Consider the following 17,294-nt stretch of genomic DNA (forward strand, 5'->3'; position numbering starts at 1 on the left):
CTCAATACTTCTCAATATAATACTTATTCTTATCCCTTAAATCCAAAGCCTTATAATTTTGGTTAAATAGCTTGTTTGCTTTATTTAGTGCATCGACATATTTTAATGCTTCTTCAAACTCTTTTTCAGGTAACTTAATACTTATATTACCTTTAAGATTTAAATCCCACCTTCTATCTCCGAGTCTTATGGCAGCTGAAGTTTTATTCATTAATGCCGGATATTTCTGTAGCTCTAGTACTAATTTACCTGCGTAGATATTTGCCCCTTCCCCTACAACATGTAATAAATGAGGAAAGGGCTGAATATTTTTACTAATTTCATAACCTTCTTCATCGACTAAGAAAAGCTGATTATTAATTTGCCAAATAGCAATAGGTTCTCTTTCAAATAATTTTATATATACCGTATTTGGTAATCTTCTACTGACATATACTTCTTTGTTCCATTTATTTTTCTTTAAATTATTTCTAATTTCGTCTAATTTAAGAGCAAAAATAGGACTACCCTTATTCGCATTTAAAACCTTTAATATTGTAGGCTCATCGACATTTTGCTGTCCTTCGATGATAACATTCTCAAGTTTAAACCCGAGTTTTGTTGTTGTTTGATATATATTTGTTGTTAAGTAGGTTTTTATGCCGGCAAAATATTTTGTAAAAACAAATAGACATACAAAGATAATTAAAGCAATCTTAAGCCCTAATATTGCTTTTTTGTAAATTAGTCCTAATTTTCGGCGTAATGAGATATTATTAGTTTTTTTTGTTTGTTTTTTTTTATTTGAGCTTGTTTTTTTTCTCATGATTCAAAGCTTGCCGTCTTTATAATTTCTTCAATTAAGTTAGTAAAATTTATCCCTGCATAAACTGCAATTTCCGGCACTATTGATAAAGGCGTCATACCTGGGTGAGTATTTATCTCCAAAGCATATAATTTGTTTGTCTGCTCTTCTAAAATAAATTCTGCTCTAGCAGGACCTTTACAATTCATTGTTTTATAAATTTTTTCTGATTCTACAAGTAATTTTTCATATAAATTAGTAGGTAGCGGAGCAGGATAAAGATGCTCAGCAAATCCTTCGGTATATTTAGTTTCATAATCATAGAAACGATTTTTTAGTAATTTAATTTCTAAAGCCCCAAGAGCTTTGCCGTTTAATACCGCTACTTGCAACTCTCGTCCTTTTATATATTGCTCTATTATCACCTGATCACCGTAAGGGAAATTATAATTGGCAAAGTTAAAATCATCTTCCTCAAATATCACCTCAACACCAATACTTGAACCTTGCGTAAGAGGTTTGATCACGTATGGACGCTTTATAGGGTCAATCTTTATATTATCACTTTTATTTACAACAATACTTTCTGCCATATTAATATTATTCGTTAAAAACCAGCTCCTAGAATGTATTTTATCGAATGCTAAAGCTGAAGCGAGCACGCCGCTATGAGTATAAGGAATCCGCATTATATTAAGTAATCCAGGTAAGCAACCATCTTCACCATATGTACCGTGTAGGCAGTTAAAAACAATATCAGGTTTTATTTCCTGTAATTTAACCGCAATATCCGCTCCCATATCAATAAAGGTAACTTTATATCCTAATTCAATTAAGGCTTTACTAACTCCTTCGCTTGATACTAAGGATACTTCACGCTCAGCAGACATACCGCCCGCTACTAACGCTATATGTTTTTTACCGGTAGTACTTAATATTTTGACTTCAGAATGTTCCACCCAATGTGTTTGATATTTATTCATGTTTTTTACTTTTTTTAAGGGGTAACGTCATTGCGAGAAGAAACTGCAAGTTTCGACGAAGCAATCTCAGCATACTTGACAAGATTGCCGCGTCGATGCTACGCATCTCCTCGCAATGACGATTTTTAAACATACCTACCCAAACGTTTTATTTCCCACTTTAATTCAACGCCGCTATCTTCAAATACTTTCTTCTGGACGAAATCACCTAAATCTTCTAAATCCTTAGCGGTAGCATCACCATTATTTATCATAAAATTACAATGAAGTTCTGACATCGAAGCGGTGCCTATTCTATAGCCTCTAAGTCCTGCTTTGTCAATAAGTTCCCAAGATTTAAGCCCCTCAGGATTTGCAAAAGTACTACCGCCTGTACGCTCTTTAATAGGCTGCGTAGCTGATCTTGCGTTATTTATTTCATTCATCCGTAATAATATATTTTCACTATCACCTTTATTTACTTTAAAAACGGCTTTGAGAATAATTAAATCTTTCGGTAAATTATTACTGCGATATTTAAAACCGATTTCTTCATTTGTGAATACTCGAAAATTTCCTGCAAAGTCAATCGCTTCAATCTTCACTATAATATCTTTAAATTCAGAGCCATAAGCACCGGCATTCATAACAACACCGCCACCGATAGTACCAGGAATACCTACTAAAAACTCAAAACCGGAAATAGCATTTGCTTGACAGAATTTTGCTAAATTATAATTAAGGCAGCTACTACCTACTATTAGATGATCATCTATAAACTCAATATTACTAAAATTCTGACCAAGCTTTATTGTAACTCCTTCTATCCCCCCGTCTCTTATAATAATATTTGAGCCTGCACCAAAAGTAGTTATAGGTAATTTTTGCTTATTTTGTATTAAGAAACTTGCTAAATCTTCGCTATCAAAAGGTTTAAAGAAAATTTCGGCATTACCGCCTACTTTAAACCATGTCAGATGTTTTAAATTATAATCTTTTTTATACTCGCCTTTTACTATCGGTAAAATTAACATATTTTTACTGTCATCTTTTTTCTTTTGTGACGTTGTTGCATGGATACCAAGTCGTCATTGCGAGAAGCGAAGCGACGCGGCAATCTCAAGAATTTTGTACTACTTCATGAGATTGCAGCAAAGCTTCGCTCCGGCTTTGTTGCATGGCTCGTTTTATGTCATTCCTGCGAAAGCAGGAATCCAAAAAAAATATAAATATAGCAATTTTTTAAAATTAAAAGCTCGAACTATCTCGCTTTATGGTGGATTCCTGCTTTCGCAGGAATGACATCGAGTACTTTTCTTGAGCCATGCAACAACACTCTTCGCTCCTCGCAATGACGACTTGGTATCCATGGAATGACATCAAGTGCGGGATGATAATCTTCCATCTAATTCATTAGCAAAACTTGAAATATTACCTGCTCCCATCATAATTATCATATCACCGGAAGATGCGTTATCTATAATAACTTCAACCGCATCATCTAATTCAGCTAAAAAATTTGCTTGATCATGATGCTTATTTTTAGTAATCTTATTAACTAAATTTTGACTTGTAATCCCTTCTATAGGCTCTTCTCCTGCAGCATATATATCGGTAATATAGAGTATATCGGCATCAGCGAAGCAAAGCATAAAATCATCAAATAAATGCTGCATTCTTGAATATCTGTGAGGCTGAAAAACAGCTATAACTTTACCATTTTGCTTATCGGCTATATTTTTAGCCGTCGCAAGTGTTGCTTTGATTTCCTCAGGATGATGAGCGTAATCATCGATAACCACCGCCTTATTATATTCCGCTACTTTAGTAAATCTCCTCTTCACTCCTTTAAAATTATTAAAACCGTTTTTAATAGCTTTAATACCGAAATCTAATTCTATCCCAACGGCAATTGCAGCAAGACTATTTAAAATATTATGTCTTCCGGGCGTTGGAATAGTAATTTTTTCAATAATCGTTGTACCTAGTACATTCGGCAAGCTAATTTTTACGTCAAAAGTAGAGGAGTCAATATCAGTATTAATATTAAACGCTATAATATGAGCATCTTCCGAATCGATTCCATAAGTAACAATCTTCCTTTCAGTAATATCATCTACTAACTTACGAACTATTTTATGATCTATACAACAAACTGCAAAACCGTAAAACGGCAGATTGGTAATAAAACTTCTAAAAGCAGCTATTAGTGTTTCAAAATCTTTATAATAATCTAAATGTTCAGGATCAATATTAGTTATTATCGCAATAGTTGATGGAATATGAATAAACGTCGCATCGGATTCATCAGCCTCCGCAATTAAATAATTACTTGAACCAAGATATGCATTAGTCGATTTATTATTTATGATCCCACCGTTAATAACCGTAGGACATAAACCGGCTGCCTCAAATAAACAAGCAACTAATGAGGTAGTAGTAGTTTTACCGTGCGATCCCGAAACCGCTACCGAACATTTTAACCTCATAAGCTCAGCGAGCATTTCCGCACGTCTAATGATAGGAATTTTACGCTCTAATGCCTCTTTTATTTCAGGATTATTTGAATTAATTGCCGATGAAATAACAACATACGAAACATTGGTAATGTTCTGCTCGGCATGTCCTAAAAATATCTTAATACCGTACGACTCAAGCCTTTTAGTATTATAATTTTCTACTAAATCGGAACCTTGTACTTTATAACCTAGATTATGTAATATCTCGGCAATACCGCTCATTCCAACGCCGCCGATACCTATAAAATGTATAGTTTCTAAAGTTTGATTAGTTTTTTTTAATTCAAGTAACAGCATCTAAGTTTAATTATTTAAAGTTGAGTTCTGCATATAGGTTTTTATGTAGGTTGTCAAGTGTTATAAAACGTCATTGCGAGAAGAATTACGTAGTAATTCGACGAAGCAATCTCAGCATGCTTGACAAGATTGCCACGTCGAAACTACGTTTCTCCTCGCAATGACATCTCTAAACATCATCCGCCCTATCAAATTTTGCTTCGGAATAGAAATTCCCTTGTAGCCCACCGACTTTTAAATCAATTAAAAATTTAGCTATTTCTCCGTTTTCTACAAATTCAGCTACTGTTTCAATACCTAAATCTTCTGAAATTTTAATTAATCTTTCTACAAAATACCTACTTTGTACATCACTTGTAATACTACGCACATATTTACCGTCAATTTTGATAATATCAATTGGTAAGCTTTGAAGTTGTTTAAAAGAAGTAAAGCCCGAACCAAAATCGTCTAATGCAAATTTACATCCGTACTTACGTAGCTTATTAATAAATAAAGTTATTTTATCATAATTCTCATTGAAAGAAGTTTCTGTAATTTCAATAATTAAACGATCCCGAACATTATGAGCTTTTAATAAGTTTTCTGCTATTTCCCATAAAGCTTCATCGCCTGTTCCTATATTTGAAATATTAACGGCTAACATTAAGTTTGGGTTACGGGCAAGTTCGTTAACAGTCATTTCTAAAACAATTTGATCAATTATAAAAATTAATCCTTTATTTTCAGCAATAGGGATTATAGGACCTACGGAAATATAAACGCCGTTCTCGTCAGGTATACGAAGCAGACATTCATAATAATGAACTTTCATGGTATTGCGATCTATTATAGGCTGATAAGCAAATCGCATAGTCTTTTTTGCTAAGGCTTGTCGTAATAAGTTAAGCTGAAGATTAGATTTTCTTATATTTTCCAAATCATGTTCTGCAGGGCTATATTCACGGTAATAATAATTATTATTTTGTGAAAGTAACATATTTAATGTTTTTTCAATTTCTTTAGCATTATTACTTACTTTTGGAAATTTAATACTAGCAATATAACAATTCATATAAATTGCCGGCTTCTGTTCATTAATATAAAGCTGTGAAAATAAATATAATTTTCTAGCAAAATTTTTGATTAAGTCAGAATCAGTAGTATTTAGGATAAATAATATTCTATCTTTCTTTATTTTCTTAAACTTTGAAAAAATATTGAGTTCTTTGCTTACATCTTCAATGATTTGATCTAAATCTTCAATTATAAAATGCTTATCCTGCTCTATAAATTCTATTTCATCATAATTAACTAATCTACAAGCAAAACATACGCCTTTTTCCAATTTATCTATCTCATCTTGTAAATCTTTATAATCCGTTATTAATTCCGACATTGCCATTTTTATCATAAAATTATATACTTAAGAATATTAGGACATTTTTACTGTAAATGAAATAAAAATATGAGCCGCATAGAAAGGATACAAGAAAAATTAAGTGTGTTAAAACCACATTTTCAAGAAATAATAGATGAAAGCCATAAACATGCTAGTCATTATGACGGAATTCACAGCCATATAAAAATAAGAATTGCTGCAGAAACATTACAGGGAAAAAGCCTAATTGCCAATCATCGCACTATTAATAACTTACTTGCCGATGAATTTAATAGCGGCTTACATGCTTTATCTATAGAGGTAATATGAAAACAAATAATATTTTAAAAGTGGCCGTTGGAGCTAGCGTTGTCACACAAAAAGCCTTAAATAGTATAGCGGATAAAAGCTGTGGCATAATTGAGGATAAAATAATTAAAGGTAATTACGTCACTCGCGAAGAATTTGAAAAATTACAAACTTTAGTAATAAAACTAAAAAAAGAATTAACAGAGTTAAGCGGTAAATAATTAATCAACTAGCTTTAGAATTTTCTATTTCTGCTTTTAGCTGTTCTATTTCTTCTTTAGATAATCCTGTGAACTCTATTATTTGCTGAACATTTTTACCTTGTTTTAGCATCATTTGTATTAATTCTGCTTTACCCTCTGCTTTACCTTTTTCAAACTTTTCTTCTAAAGCTATTTCCTCGGCATCTTCCATTAATTTTGCTCTTATATAGGCGTCGTATTCTTCGGGCGTGAGGTTGTGCATTTCTATTACATTATACGCATCTAATACTTTCTCGCTCTTTATATTTGCAGGTGGACTAGTTTCGTTTTCTGCACACTTAAATAAATGTAGCCACTCATCTATAGTATTATCAAACTTATCTTTATCAAACTTTTTAAGCTCTATAAATACATAGGAAAAATCAAATAAATATTGCTTATTTGTTTTAGTTTCAAGCATTTTATGAAGACTTATACAAGGTACTTCGTCGTCAAACATTTTAGTCTTAATAAGCGAAATAACTATTACCGGTAATAAATCTTGGTCATGCCTCCATATTGCAGTTACGCCTATTAAAAAGCTATACGTTCAATAAGAGTACCAATAACCTTATCATGAATATCCAATGACTTGGAAAAGCAGATTGTCTTACGTGCAAGCCTCTTGCATCTCGTTCTAAGGTTCAAGTTACTTCGTTCTATCCGTTGAGTGTATTTTTTACTGATAATATGCTTTTTAGGGTCTAATAACCTAGCATAACTCCCCCATCCATCTGTATAGTAAAAAGTCACCTTGAAATTCTCTAGTTTTTTCAGTAATGATTCTAATGTGCTATCACATCTTGTACCAAACGTATAAGCAACTACTTTTAACGAAATCTTATCCAAGGCATACCAAAGCCATCGTTGTCTGGATTTATTCTGTACATAAGACCATTGTTCATCTATCTCAGGAGCAATAATTACTTCTGTTGTACTGATAGAATGATTTATTGTTTTTAATACTAGATTTTTTTAAAACACGGATAACTGTATTGATACCCACTTTTAATACTCTTACTGTATCTCTAACTCCAGAGCCGTTGATTGACATTTCTACTATTTGCTCCTTAACTCCAGGCTTAGATGCATTATTAATATACTCCAATTGAAAATATCGATTACACCGCTTGCATTGATATCTCTGTTGTTTTGAAATTGAATATCCTGACTTTATTACTTCTTCTGTGTTGTTACAATATCTACACTTAACATCTATTTTTGCCATAACTCCTTAACTATAATTCTCTCTTATTACTGTTTGAGGATTATAGACTATTTACTCTAAACTGCAATACGGAGGCACGACCTAAATCTTTATGCTTTATTCCTTTAGTCAGTTGCTGTGCGTATGAATGAGCCGAATAATATTGCACTCTTTTTAAGTAAACGCTTTCATTTCTTTTTTGCATCTCAATTATATACCAGCTACCGGCTTCATCTTTAACCTTTAAATCAAATATGCTTTTTTTCCCTTTATCAATAATAGGTACTTGCTCTACAGGTATAAATTCTATTTCTTTAATTCTAAACCCCTCAGGTAATTCAAGAACTGCATTGATAAATTCCTTTAACCTTTCTAAATCACGAAAGATTTTTTTAAATAAACTATCATTTGTAGGATCTAAGTATCTTTGCATATTAATTATTACTTTTGGTATTACTGATATTATATAGCTTTTTAAGTAATAAGTAAATATGCAGCTTATAATAGAATAATTATTGCTATTTTTTAACAAAAATTACGTACTTTGATCAGTTCTGATTGATACTATTGCTGACATGCCGGGGACTAGATTAGCATTTGGGGACTCAAAATCTATTAAGACAGGGACACGTTGTACGATTTTAGTAAAATTACCTGTAGCATTATCGGGTGGGATTAAACTAAATTTAGAACCGGTAGCAGGAGCGATATTACGAATCTTCCCGTAAATTATTTTTTTAGGCAAAGCATCAAATTCAATTTTGACTTTCATGCCGGACTTAAATTTCTTAATTTGCGTTTCTTTAAAATTAGCCTGAATATACATAGTATTATCTTGAACTATAGAAAATAACGCCCTACCCGGTACTATATAATTTCCGACTTCTAAACTACTATTACCGAATATACCGGGTACCATAGCAATAAGTTTAGTATTTTGTAAGCTCCTTAACGTTACTTTTTTGTTTTCCGTTAGCTCTTTAAATTTTTCCTGTTCTGCTGCTTTTTCAAGCTCAAGAAGTTGTAAATTTTGCTTAGATATATCTAAATCTAACTGTACTTGTTTATAATCCGTTTTGGCTTTTTGATATGCGTTTTTAGAATCATCTAACGTTTTAGAGCTAGCAAATTTTGCCTTATTTAATTCCTGCACTCTAGTAAAATCTGTTGAAACAATATCAAAGCTTATTTTAGTAAGCTTTAATTTTTCAGCCGCCTGCTCTAAGCTAATCTGCCCTATTGAGATTTTTTGCTCTATAATTTCTATATTTTTTATGCAAGCTTCAATAGATGCTTCAAGTGCTGCAAGCTTTGCCTTATAATCTCTATCGTCAATTTCTCCTATCAGATCGCCTTTATTAACTTTAGTATTATCGGTAACAAATAACTTTGTTAAAACACCGCTAACTTCAGCACTAACATTTGAAATATCTGCATCTATGTAAGCATTATCCGTGGATTGTGTATTTGCCCAAACATAAATTTTATATCCCAAATAAATAAATATTATTAAGGCTATAATAATTACACATTTAGTAAATGGATGATGTTTATATTTGTCGATAGCTTGTTGTAATACACTCGGCATAATTAACTTTACCAATACCCTCTATGTTTAAAAAAATAACAAATTGGTATAGAAAGAATATATATAACTGCAATTAACGGTAGTGAATACCATGGATATATGATAAGATTTATAATAACAATAGCAACTAAAATCATTGCAAGCGATAAATATTCAGGTTTAATACTCAAATTTTTTGTTGAGATTGTAGGAAGCCTACTAGCAAGTAGAAAAGCTATAATAGCTAAATATATATTAATTGTTATAGTGTGAGTACGGGTATTAATATTTAATAACGTACCGATTTCAAAATCTATCATTACAGGCGTTAAAGCAAGTAAAGCACCGCATGGGGCAGGTACACCGGTAAAAAAATATTCAGTTTTTTTATCTTGTTTCGGTTGATAAATACCAACGTTAAAGCGAGCTAAACGCAAGGCCATACACACTATAAATAATAGCATTACTGCTGATGAAAATACCTTATATTCATATTGCTGAAAAGACCATAAATATATTAAATAAGCAGGAGCTATACCGAAATTAGCAAAATCGCATAATGAATCAAGCTCTGCACCAAATGGGCTAGCTGCATTTAGCATCCTTGCTATTCTACCGTCGATACCGTCAATAATTGCCGCTACTATAATGCAATATACCGCAAGCTCCCATCTGCTATCCAAAGCAAATTTTATAGAACTCATACCGGTTACTAAACCAAGCAACGTAATAAAGTTGGGAATTAATTTTATTAGAGGTACAGGCTTAGTTATTATAGATTTACGAATTTTTAACAATTTTTATACTCCCAAGTGTCATACCGTGGCTTGACCACGGTATCCATAAAAACAATAAAAAATACTGGTATTTTTACTGGATCCCGCTACAAGCTCGCGGAATGACAAGATGGTGGAATCGATCCACACAACAACGCTGGTCAAGCCCACGGTATGATATTTAACTATCTTCTCTCAAACTTAAATTCTGCCGACTTTTTACGTCCAAAATCAGCAATGATAGTTTCACCACCTATAGCAGTCTGCCCTTTACTCACTAATAAAGCTGTTTTCAACGGTAGATAAACATCTACTCTGCTACCGAAACGAATTATACCGTATCGCTCGCCCGTTTTAACTTCATTTCCCTCTTCTAAATCACAAACTATACGCCTTGCTATAAGTCCTGCTATTTGAACAAAAACGATTTTCTGCCCTTGATCAGTTTCCATTAATACTGATTGACGCTCATTATAAATACTAGCTTTATCAAGTGAAGCATTAAAAAACTTTCCAGGATTATAATGAAGTGCTAAAATTTTTCCGTTTGCCGGGATTCTATTAACATGGACATTAAAAATATTTAGAAAAATACTAACTCTAATCATTTCCACATCACCAAGACCTAATTCCGGGGGCGGCAATGCTTCCTTAATTTCTTGAATTATTCCGTCTGCAGGACTTATTACCAGATCATCACTTATAGGCACAAAGCGATCAGGATTACGGAAAAAATAAATACACCAAGCAGTAGTGATAAATCCAATACAGCCAAGTTTTTCATTAAATGATGCTAATAAAAAACTTACTAATGCAAAGCTAGCAATAAATATATATCCTTCGCGGTGAATAATTTTAAATAAATCATTATATTGTTTCATTTTAATCTCTATGAATCTCCTTATTATTTTTAACTATGCCTGCTCTGCTTTATCCTCTTGGTTCTCACTCTCATCTTCATCTTCTTCTTGAGGTGTAGTCTGGGCTTCTTGAGCAGAACCAAGAGCATATACGCATAAATCTGGAAGTGGAACACCGTTTTTTTTGGCAAGATCATTTAGCTGTGATATTGCTTTCATAACCTCATCAGGAATAGTACCACCTCTTTCGTCAGATAACCATTTTGCTTGAAATTGTAGCGGATGATGCCCTTCTTGAGGCGTACCTATATAAAACTTAAACTTGGCTCTTTGTCCACCAAAATCGCAGTCAAATTCAAACTCTTTATAATGTGCCATAACTTTATGAATTAATAATTATATTAATATTATTATATTCTAACAATAAAAATGCAAATCTAAAATAATTTCAGTCCAAGAGGTTACTGTATCAGTTACTTTAAAGCTAATTAAATGCTTTTTTGCTACAAATTATAAGATTTTCTTGAAATAGGAACTACTATTCCTTCTAAAATCTTATTAATTTTCGCTATAAAATCTCTTTAATTATCAATTAAAATAACTGATACATATAACCTCTAATATTTTTTAAGTTTCTTAGTAATATAACGATTTGAATATATAAATTTATCGTTAGAATCTATAATTATCCCGCCTGCTTCCTTAATAAGAAGCTCAAATGCATAATATAATGTAAAATTTAATAATGATAAACATATTAAATCCGCTTTACCTGATGCTACAAGCGTAGCTCCGTAGCAAGGAGAGCCAAAAGATCTAATATTATCTACCTCTATCTCCTCCAAATCATTATGATTTAAACCTTCAATAATTGCTAAACAGTTTTTTAAATCAGCATTATCGGAAACTCTAAGTCTTAATCCTTGATAATTAGAGTTTAAATTATTTTTTTCTATCCAAGCTCCTTTACCTTTTTCAGCATAATAAATTTCATTAAGAGCAGGAAAATATATTACTGTAGAAGTAGGAGTTAAACCTTCTTGATTCCTTTTTAAATAAGTTACGGATATCGCAAAAAAAGGTATGCTTCTGGCGAAATTATTTGGGCTATCTATAGGATTAATTAAAAAGACACTCTCATAATTATTATTTAAATCGAATTGATCCTCTGGAAAAAATAAATATTGTGTATGTTTTTGTAATTCTTCACATAATAAAGTTTTTAATCTTAAATAGGATCGCTTACAAAATTCTTCGTTTCTTACAGAATTTTTTTGCAGCATTTCGAGTTCTAAAAAATCTCTATGCAAAAACTTAACTGCTTTACGCAGGGCATTAATTAATAAATTAGTTATAGGTTGCATTTTATTTTAATAGTTAATTTATTACAGCGTCATACCGTGGATAAATCGACGTTGTTGCATGGATCGAAAAATCTACTCGATGTCATTCCTGCGAAAGCAGGAATCCATTATAAAGCGAGCTTTTAGTTTTAAAAACTTGTTATATTTATACTTTTTTTTGGATTCCTGCTTTCGCAGGAATGACATTAAACTTACTTTGCCCTTTCGACATATGTCATATCATCAGTTTTAACAACAATTTTTTCTCCTACTTCTAAATATTGCGGGACCTTAACTTTAATACCGTTTTCTAAAATTGCCGGTTTATAAGAAGCGGTAGCGGTTGCTCCTTTTATTACCGGATCAGTTTCATTAATTTCAAGTATAACAGTTGGAGGAAGCTCAATATTTAAAGGCTTCTCATTATAAAATTCGACTTTAACAATCATATTTTCAGTTAAGAAAGGTAATTTTTCTTCTAAAATTTCCTTGGAAACATTTATTTGTTCAAAATGTTTGGTATCCATCAATACTAAATCATCACCTTCAAAATATAAAAATTGATAGTCTTTTTGTTCAAGTTCGGCTTTTTCTAAATAATCGGAAGAGCTAAATCTATCGTTACGCTTTGTACCTGTTTTTAAATTTTTCATCTCAACTTGTACATAAGCTCCACCTTTCCCTGGTTGAGTATGTTCCGGTGTTTTGCTTACAACCCATAAATCATTATTATAAACTAATATGTTACCTGTTCTAATTGAATTTGCTGAAATTTTCATATATTATACATTTAAGACTTAAAATTAAAGTATAAATATACAAATTATTTCCTTTAAAAACAAGAATTTAATCTTATGACCACAATATTAGTAGTAGATGATATAGAAACCAATATTAAGTTACTAACAGCCAAACTTTTAAAAGAGTATTATACGGTTCTTACTGCAAATAGCGGCAAAGAAGCACTAGCAATTCTTAAAAAAGGCAAAATTGATATTATACTACTTGATGTTATGATGCCGGAAATGGATGGATTTGAGGTATGTAAAACGATAAAAAACGATCCGGAAACTACTCATATACCGGTCGTAATGGTAACTGCACTTTCTGATATTGATGATCGAGTTAAAGGTCTTGAGGCAGGGGCTGATGAGTTTTTAACAAAGCCTATTAACGATACTGCTCTATTTGTAAGACTTAAATCGCTATCTAGAATGAAAAGCTTAATTGATGAGTTAAAGCTTCGTAATAGCACTAATGCATTATTAGGCGTAACAAATATCGAAATGCATGACACTTTTGCAGATAAAAAAATATTACTAATTAATGATGATGTGGTACAAGCTAAAAATATAAAACAAATGTTACTTAAGATTACCCAAAACGTAAAGGTAATAAGTAATTCCGATGAATTAGATATTATAAATGAATATACACCCGATTTAGTAATTATCAGTAGTACGCTCGAAAATGAAGATCCTTTGAGAATCAGTGTTATTTTAAGAGGTAAAGCAGAAATAAGCGGCGTGGTAATAATTTTACAAATTGATGAAGACGGGATGCCTTTAGTTGTGAAAGGTATTGAACTCGGTATTAATGATTATTTCGTTTATCCTATAGAGGAAAGCGAATTACTTGCTAGAATTAGAACACAATTAAGGCGTAAGCAATATCAAGATAATCTACGTAATGACCTTGAACAAAGTGTTAATTTAGCAGCTAAAGACGGCTTAACCGGCTTATTTAATCGTCGCTATTTCGATATACACCTCAAACAAATGATTGAGAAAGCTAATAAAGAAAGTATTAAATTATATTTACTTATGTGCGATATCGACAATTTTAAACACGTAAACGATACTTACGGTCATCAAGCAGGCGATAAGGTTTTAACGATTGTATCCCGTATTTTGAAGAATACTCTTAGAGTAACAGACTTAATAGCAAGATTCGGCGGTGAAGAATTTACTATACTTTTAACGGATATAGATATTTCTAAAGCAATTGAAACTGCGGAGAGAGTTAGAGCTAAAATAGAATATATGGATTTTCACATTGAAGATCAAATTGAACCTTTAAAAAAAACTATTTCAATTGGAGTTACGGAATATAAAAAAGAAGAATCAATAGAATCTTTCATTGAACGTGCTGACAAAGCTATGTATGAAGCTAAAACAACGGGTAAAAATAAAGTAGTAAAATTATAATTGATTTTTTAAAGTAAAAAAATAATGAGAAATTCTTCCAAAAAACATCTTGATTTACCATATAGACCAGGAGTCGGCATGATGATATTAAATGCCGATAACCATATATTCGTCGGTAAAAGAATAGATACAAAAATATCTGCATGGCAAATGCCGCAAGGTGGGATAGTTCCCGGCGAAACCCCAAGTATTGCAGCAATGCGTGAGATGTTAGAAGAAATAGGAAGCGATAAAGGATATATTATTGCCGAAAGCAAATGCTGGTATAGTTATGATGTACCGAGCTTTTTAATACCTAAATTGTGGAACGGTAATTTTCGCGGACAAAAACAACGCTGGTTTTTAATTAGATTTACTGGAAATAACGAAGATATTAATATAAATACCTCTAATCCGGAATTTGACCAATGGCGTTGGGCATCACTTGACGAACTATTATCTATTATAATTCCTTTCAAACGGAAACTTTATCAAGCCGTCGTAAAAGAATTTGAATCATTAATTCAGTAAAAATTTTATATATACCTCTCATAAATGAAGAGTTGGTAGACGAAGTTTAATTTGGAAAAGAGCAAGGCATCTTGAAGCTGATAAACGCAGCGTACATACTAGTATGTGAGGATTATCAGCAAAGGATAACATAGCCAATTTTTCAAATTAAACGAGTATACTTAATTATTTAGAGCCTCTTGATCCTCTATTTGACCTAGACATACATTATGCTGGTCATTATTATCATAGTGATCCGGACTTATATGTACCTTAATTTTATTAGCTACATATCTTATGCCTAATATACTTAATGTTATTGCTGTAATATAGATAACAAAATTACTTGTAGCAGCACTATTTACCTCTCTATCACCTTCAATTAATTCATTTATAGCACTAAATAATGAGATATCCGTATCATTGCCTAAAGTAAATACAGCACACTCATTTGTTCCTCTAGACAATAAACTAATATCTTTATTGCAACTAGATTCAACCATATAATATGTACTATCATTCTTTATTAGGCTATAATTATTATCACCGATTATATGTGCAGTAAATACGTTTGCTAGGTTAGATATAGTTATATTAGCAATAAAATCTTTTACTTCTTTTATATGAAATAAGTTTATAATAAAATTACTTAGACAGTGATTTGTTGTTGTTTCAGCTTCCCAATTAACCGTATCAATTTGAGCTTCCGGCATTAAAAACCATGAATTTATATCTTCAAACGCAAATTTTAGCTCTCTAACCAATCCACATAAAATATATTTTTTATCAGCAATATGTACGAAGGTATGATCAGGCTGCTCATCTAAAAAATATATAGAACTATTAGAAAAAGGTTTTAAATGTACAGAATATACCTTATTTCTATCAAGGCTTTGGTCATAACTATTTTCACTAGAATCAGCTGATATTAAATTTGGTAATAAAACAAGTCTACAAAAATAACCGATTAAATTAACTATATTTGGTAAAAATTTAATATGATAAGTTGGCATAACGTTACCTTATGTTTATTATAAACATGTCTTATTATTAAGAATATTGTTATAATTCAATTAATTTAATAAGAAATCATCGTTTAGCTGTTGATACTTGTGTGATTTTTGCTATTATTCTTTTCACTTAAGAATTAATACTTTCTATCTTTGCAGCCAATATAAAGTCACTTTCAGTAAGACCGTCGATTTTATGAGTCCATATTTCCACACTACATGCTCCCCAAGATATAGTTAAATCGGGATGATGTGCTTCCTGCTCTGCAATTTCAGTTATCTTATTTGCAAATTCCATAGCTTTTACAAAATTAGGAAATTTATATTTTTTATAAAGATGCCCTAATTCATTCACTTGCCACTTACTTTGTAATTGAACTAATAACTTATCAATTTCTTTTTTCTCAAGCGGCGGAATACCACCCTCACACGGAATACATCTTTTTTTGCTTAATACTGTCATAGTTTTTTATTAGACTTCCTGCATAAATCATCTTATAAAGAGGAATTTGAAGGAGATACTTCACCTCGAACCGCAGCGTACACTATAGTACGTGAGGATTCGAGTACCGGCTCGACGTACAAATTACCTTTAGAAGTGATTTATGCAGGAAGTCTATTCTATATCAAAGTTAAAATATTGATCTTTATAAAGCTCATCTTCAAGTGTATAATGCCACCACTCAATCTGACATGCTTTAAAATTATGTTTTTGCATCTTAGAACGTAAATAATTACGTTTTTCTAAATATTGTTTATCAATTAATTTACTGTCATGATGTGAAGCTTCATCAAATAAATCAAAAGAAGTATACATATCTACCGTATTATCATCTAAATAGGATATAACACGTTCATCTTTCAATTTTCTCTTAATGACTTTTGGATTATTATTAACTTCCTTCTGAAGCTTTATTATTGATAAATCTACAGTACTACCCCTACTATGACTGGATTTTTCAGCTATATAACCTAGTGTAAAACATTTAGACTTATCTATATATGGGTAAAAGCTTTCCTTATTTTTTTGATCAATATTATCTTTGCTCCATCTTAAAAAATGTTGTACAGCTTTTTGCGGTCTATATGCGTCATATATAATAAGTGAATAACCATCTTTTTTTATCTCAGCTTGTACTGCTTTAAGAGCCTTAGCAGCTTCTATGGTTAAAATTGCTTCTGGTGCTTTATAACCATCTACCTTTTTACCAACAAAATTTTCATATGAATAATAACGCATATTTTGAATAATTGTAGGGTCGATATCTTTCAGATACACGAACCCTTTAGGTAAGGATTTAGCATATATTGGAAGAGAACTCATAAATATAAAAATTAAACTTGTTAAAATCAATTTCATAA

19 protein-coding genes and 3 pseudogenes are annotated in these 17,294 nt (G+C 31.6%); 5 read left to right on the forward strand and 17 right to left on the reverse strand.

Annotation, left to right across the window (positions count from 1 at the left end; translation table 11 throughout):
- Position 1: 1 nt before the first annotated feature.
- From ACNFN7_RS04145 to ACNFN7_RS04165, 5 genes are all read right to left on the reverse strand, one after another.
- The gene (locus ACNFN7_RS04145) at positions 2–805 is read right to left on the reverse strand and encodes a cell division protein FtsQ/DivIB (RefSeq protein WP_485440970.1); all 804 of its coding nucleotides are present in this window, start codon (positions 803–805) and stop codon (positions 2–4) included.
- Complete coding sequence (locus ACNFN7_RS04150; RefSeq protein WP_485440971.1) at positions 802–1,767, reverse strand: D-alanine--D-alanine ligase; 966 nt, start codon at positions 1,765–1,767, stop codon at positions 802–804. Before ACNFN7_RS04150 ends, ACNFN7_RS04145 begins: the two co-directional genes overlap by 4 nt.
- A gap of 125 nt (positions 1,768–1,892) precedes the next feature.
- Positions 1,893–2,780, reverse strand: coding sequence for a UDP-N-acetylmuramate dehydrogenase (gene murB, locus ACNFN7_RS04155; protein ID WP_485440972.1), 888 nt, complete (start codon positions 2,778–2,780; stop codon positions 1,893–1,895).
- A gap of 345 nt (positions 2,781–3,125) precedes the next feature.
- Entirely contained in the window at positions 3,126–4,562 is a 1,437-nt protein-coding gene (murC, locus tag ACNFN7_RS04160; RefSeq protein ID WP_485440973.1) for a UDP-N-acetylmuramate--L-alanine ligase, read from the reverse strand.
- A 169-nt stretch (positions 4,563–4,731) separates the two neighbouring features.
- Positions 4,732–5,955: an EAL domain-containing protein gene (locus tag ACNFN7_RS04165; RefSeq protein ID WP_485440974.1), complete on the reverse strand. Its 1,224-nt coding sequence runs from the start codon at positions 5,953–5,955 to the stop codon at positions 4,732–4,734.
- 54 nt (positions 5,956–6,009) lie between these two features.
- Here ACNFN7_RS04165 and ACNFN7_RS04170 point away from each other — a divergent pair, with 54 nt between their 5' ends.
- Positions 6,010–6,252, forward strand: a complete 243-nt coding sequence (locus tag ACNFN7_RS04170; protein ID WP_011271355.1) for a BolA family protein — start codon at positions 6,010–6,012, stop codon at positions 6,250–6,252.
- On the forward strand, positions 6,249–6,452 hold the full coding sequence (locus tag ACNFN7_RS04175; RefSeq protein WP_011271356.1) for a hypothetical protein: 204 nt from the start codon (positions 6,249–6,251) through the stop codon (positions 6,450–6,452). Before ACNFN7_RS04170 ends, ACNFN7_RS04175 begins: the two co-directional genes overlap by 4 nt.
- Positions 6,453–6,456: 4 nt before the next feature.
- Here ACNFN7_RS04175 and ACNFN7_RS04180 read toward each other — a convergent pair whose 3' ends face one another.
- The 9 genes and pseudogenes from ACNFN7_RS04180 to efp all read right to left on the reverse strand — a co-directional run bounded on the left by ACNFN7_RS04180 (position 6,457) and on the right by efp (position 13,005).
- Positions 6,457–7,008: a PD-(D/E)XK nuclease family transposase gene (locus ACNFN7_RS04180; RefSeq protein ID WP_485441235.1), complete on the reverse strand. Its 552-nt coding sequence runs from the start codon at positions 7,006–7,008 to the stop codon at positions 6,457–6,459.
- Positions 7,008–7,701 (reverse strand): annotated as a pseudogene (locus ACNFN7_RS04185) (IS1 family transposase). Before ACNFN7_RS04185 ends, ACNFN7_RS04180 begins: the two are co-directional and overlap by 1 nt.
- 40 nt (positions 7,702–7,741) lie before the next feature.
- Complete coding sequence (locus ACNFN7_RS04190; protein ID WP_485440975.1) at positions 7,742–8,113, reverse strand: Rpn family recombination-promoting nuclease/putative transposase; 372 nt, start codon at positions 8,111–8,113, stop codon at positions 7,742–7,744.
- A gap of 102 nt (positions 8,114–8,215) precedes the next feature.
- Positions 8,216–9,268, reverse strand: coding sequence for an HlyD family secretion protein (locus ACNFN7_RS04195; RefSeq protein ID WP_485440976.1), 1,053 nt, complete (start codon positions 9,266–9,268; stop codon positions 8,216–8,218).
- A gap of 8 nt (positions 9,269–9,276) precedes the next feature.
- Complete coding sequence (locus ACNFN7_RS04200; protein ID WP_008580317.1) at positions 9,277–10,044, reverse strand: CDP-alcohol phosphatidyltransferase family protein; 768 nt, start codon at positions 10,042–10,044, stop codon at positions 9,277–9,279.
- Positions 10,045–10,208: 164 nt separating this feature from the next.
- Positions 10,209–10,904, reverse strand: a complete 696-nt coding sequence (locus ACNFN7_RS04205) for a phosphatidylserine decarboxylase (RefSeq protein WP_485440977.1) — start codon at positions 10,902–10,904, stop codon at positions 10,209–10,211.
- Positions 10,905–10,937: 33 nt separating this feature from the next.
- Positions 10,938–11,261 carry a DUF2610 domain-containing protein gene (locus ACNFN7_RS04210; protein WP_485440978.1) on the reverse strand — a complete coding sequence of 108 codons (324 nt, stop codon included), beginning with the start codon at positions 11,259–11,261 and terminating at the stop codon, positions 10,938–10,940.
- A gap of 239 nt (positions 11,262–11,500) precedes the next feature.
- Positions 11,501–12,247 carry an inositol monophosphatase family protein gene (locus ACNFN7_RS04215; RefSeq protein WP_485440979.1) on the reverse strand — a complete coding sequence of 249 codons (747 nt, stop codon included), beginning with the start codon at positions 12,245–12,247 and terminating at the stop codon, positions 11,501–11,503.
- A 191-nt stretch (positions 12,248–12,438) separates the two neighbouring features.
- Entirely contained in the window at positions 12,439–13,005 is a 567-nt protein-coding gene (gene efp, locus ACNFN7_RS04220; protein WP_485440980.1) for an elongation factor P, read from the reverse strand.
- A gap of 75 nt (positions 13,006–13,080) precedes the next feature.
- Here efp and ACNFN7_RS04225 point away from each other — a divergent pair, with 75 nt between their 5' ends.
- Both ACNFN7_RS04225 and ACNFN7_RS04230 read left to right on the forward strand, forming a co-directional pair.
- Positions 13,081–14,433 carry a PleD family two-component system response regulator gene (locus ACNFN7_RS04225; RefSeq protein ID WP_485440981.1) on the forward strand — a complete coding sequence of 451 codons (1,353 nt, stop codon included), beginning with the start codon at positions 13,081–13,083 and terminating at the stop codon, positions 14,431–14,433.
- Positions 14,434–14,457: 24 nt separating this feature from the next.
- A complete protein-coding gene (locus ACNFN7_RS04230) occupies positions 14,458–14,943 on the forward strand; it encodes an RNA pyrophosphohydrolase (RefSeq protein ID WP_008580323.1) in 486 nt (161 codons plus the stop codon).
- 701 nt (positions 14,944–15,644) lie between these two features.
- On the opposite strand, the pseudogene ACNFN7_RS04235 reads toward ACNFN7_RS04230, so the two are convergent.
- Both ACNFN7_RS04235 and ACNFN7_RS04240 read right to left on the reverse strand, forming a co-directional pair.
- Positions 15,645–15,935, reverse strand: a pseudogene (locus tag ACNFN7_RS04235) (hypothetical protein); the annotation flags it as partial.
- A 127-nt stretch (positions 15,936–16,062) separates the two neighbouring features.
- Positions 16,063–16,395, reverse strand: a complete 333-nt coding sequence (locus ACNFN7_RS04240; RefSeq protein WP_485440982.1) for a 4a-hydroxytetrahydrobiopterin dehydratase — start codon at positions 16,393–16,395, stop codon at positions 16,063–16,065.
- 9 nt (positions 16,396–16,404) lie between these two features.
- Between ACNFN7_RS04240 and ACNFN7_RS04245 the strand changes: the two are divergent.
- A pseudogene (locus ACNFN7_RS04245) lies at positions 16,405–16,551 on the forward strand (palindromic element RPE1 domain-containing protein); the annotation flags it as partial.
- Here ACNFN7_RS04245 and ACNFN7_RS04250 read toward each other — a convergent pair.
- Positions 16,549–17,292 (reverse strand): M15 family metallopeptidase, encoded by a 744-nt coding sequence (locus ACNFN7_RS04250; protein ID WP_485440983.1) that lies wholly within the window; start codon positions 17,290–17,292, stop codon positions 16,549–16,551. The pseudogene ACNFN7_RS04245 and the gene ACNFN7_RS04250 overlap by 3 nt on opposite strands.
- Between the last annotated feature and the right edge of the window lie 2 nt (positions 17,293–17,294).

Source organism: Rickettsia sp. MAE-05 (assembly GCF_057319745.1).

Excerpts from the sequence above, each read along its gene's own strand:
- ACNFN7_RS04190 (WP_485440975.1), bottom strand. The coding sequence starts at position 8,113 with ATGCAAAGATACTTAGATCCTACAAATGATAGTTTATTTAAAAAAATC.
- ACNFN7_RS04240 (WP_485440982.1), bottom strand. The coding sequence starts at position 16,395 with ATGACAGTATTAAGCAAAAAAAGATGTATTCCGTGTGAGGGTGGTATT.
- ACNFN7_RS04165 (WP_485440974.1), bottom strand. The coding sequence starts at position 5,955 with ATGATAAAAATGGCAATGTCGGAATTAATAACGGATTATAAAGATTTA.
- ACNFN7_RS04175 (WP_011271356.1), top strand. The coding sequence starts at position 6,249 with ATGAAAACAAATAATATTTTAAAAGTGGCCGTTGGAGCTAGCGTTGTC.
- ACNFN7_RS04210 (WP_485440978.1), bottom strand. The coding sequence starts at position 11,261 with ATGGCACATTATAAAGAGTTTGAATTTGACTGCGATTTTGGTGGACAA.
- ACNFN7_RS04145 (WP_485440970.1), bottom strand. The coding sequence starts at position 805 with ATGAGAAAAAAAACAAGCTCAAATAAAAAAAAACAAACAAAAAAAACT.
- murC (WP_485440973.1), bottom strand. The coding sequence starts at position 4,562 with ATGCTGTTACTTGAATTAAAAAAAACTAATCAAACTTTAGAAACTATA.
- ACNFN7_RS04150 (WP_485440971.1), bottom strand. The coding sequence starts at position 1,767 with ATGAATAAATATCAAACACATTGGGTGGAACATTCTGAAGTCAAAATA.
- ACNFN7_RS04170 (WP_011271355.1), top strand. The coding sequence starts at position 6,010 with ATGAGCCGCATAGAAAGGATACAAGAAAAATTAAGTGTGTTAAAACCA.
- ACNFN7_RS04195 (WP_485440976.1), bottom strand. The coding sequence starts at position 9,268 with ATGCCGAGTGTATTACAACAAGCTATCGACAAATATAAACATCATCCA.
- ACNFN7_RS04215 (WP_485440979.1), bottom strand. The coding sequence starts at position 12,247 with ATGCAACCTATAACTAATTTATTAATTAATGCCCTGCGTAAAGCAGTT.
- ACNFN7_RS04225 (WP_485440981.1), top strand. The coding sequence starts at position 13,081 with ATGACCACAATATTAGTAGTAGATGATATAGAAACCAATATTAAGTTA.
- efp (WP_485440980.1), bottom strand. The coding sequence starts at position 13,005 with ATGAAAATTTCAGCAAATTCAATTAGAACAGGTAACATATTAGTTTAT.
- murB (WP_485440972.1), bottom strand. The coding sequence starts at position 2,780 with ATGTTAATTTTACCGATAGTAAAAGGCGAGTATAAAAAAGATTATAAT.
- ACNFN7_RS04250 (WP_485440983.1), bottom strand. The coding sequence starts at position 17,292 with ATGAAATTGATTTTAACAAGTTTAATTTTTATATTTATGAGTTCTCTT.
- ACNFN7_RS04205 (WP_485440977.1), bottom strand. The coding sequence starts at position 10,904 with ATGAAACAATATAATGATTTATTTAAAATTATTCACCGCGAAGGATAT.
- ACNFN7_RS04230 (WP_008580323.1), top strand. The coding sequence starts at position 14,458 with ATGAGAAATTCTTCCAAAAAACATCTTGATTTACCATATAGACCAGGA.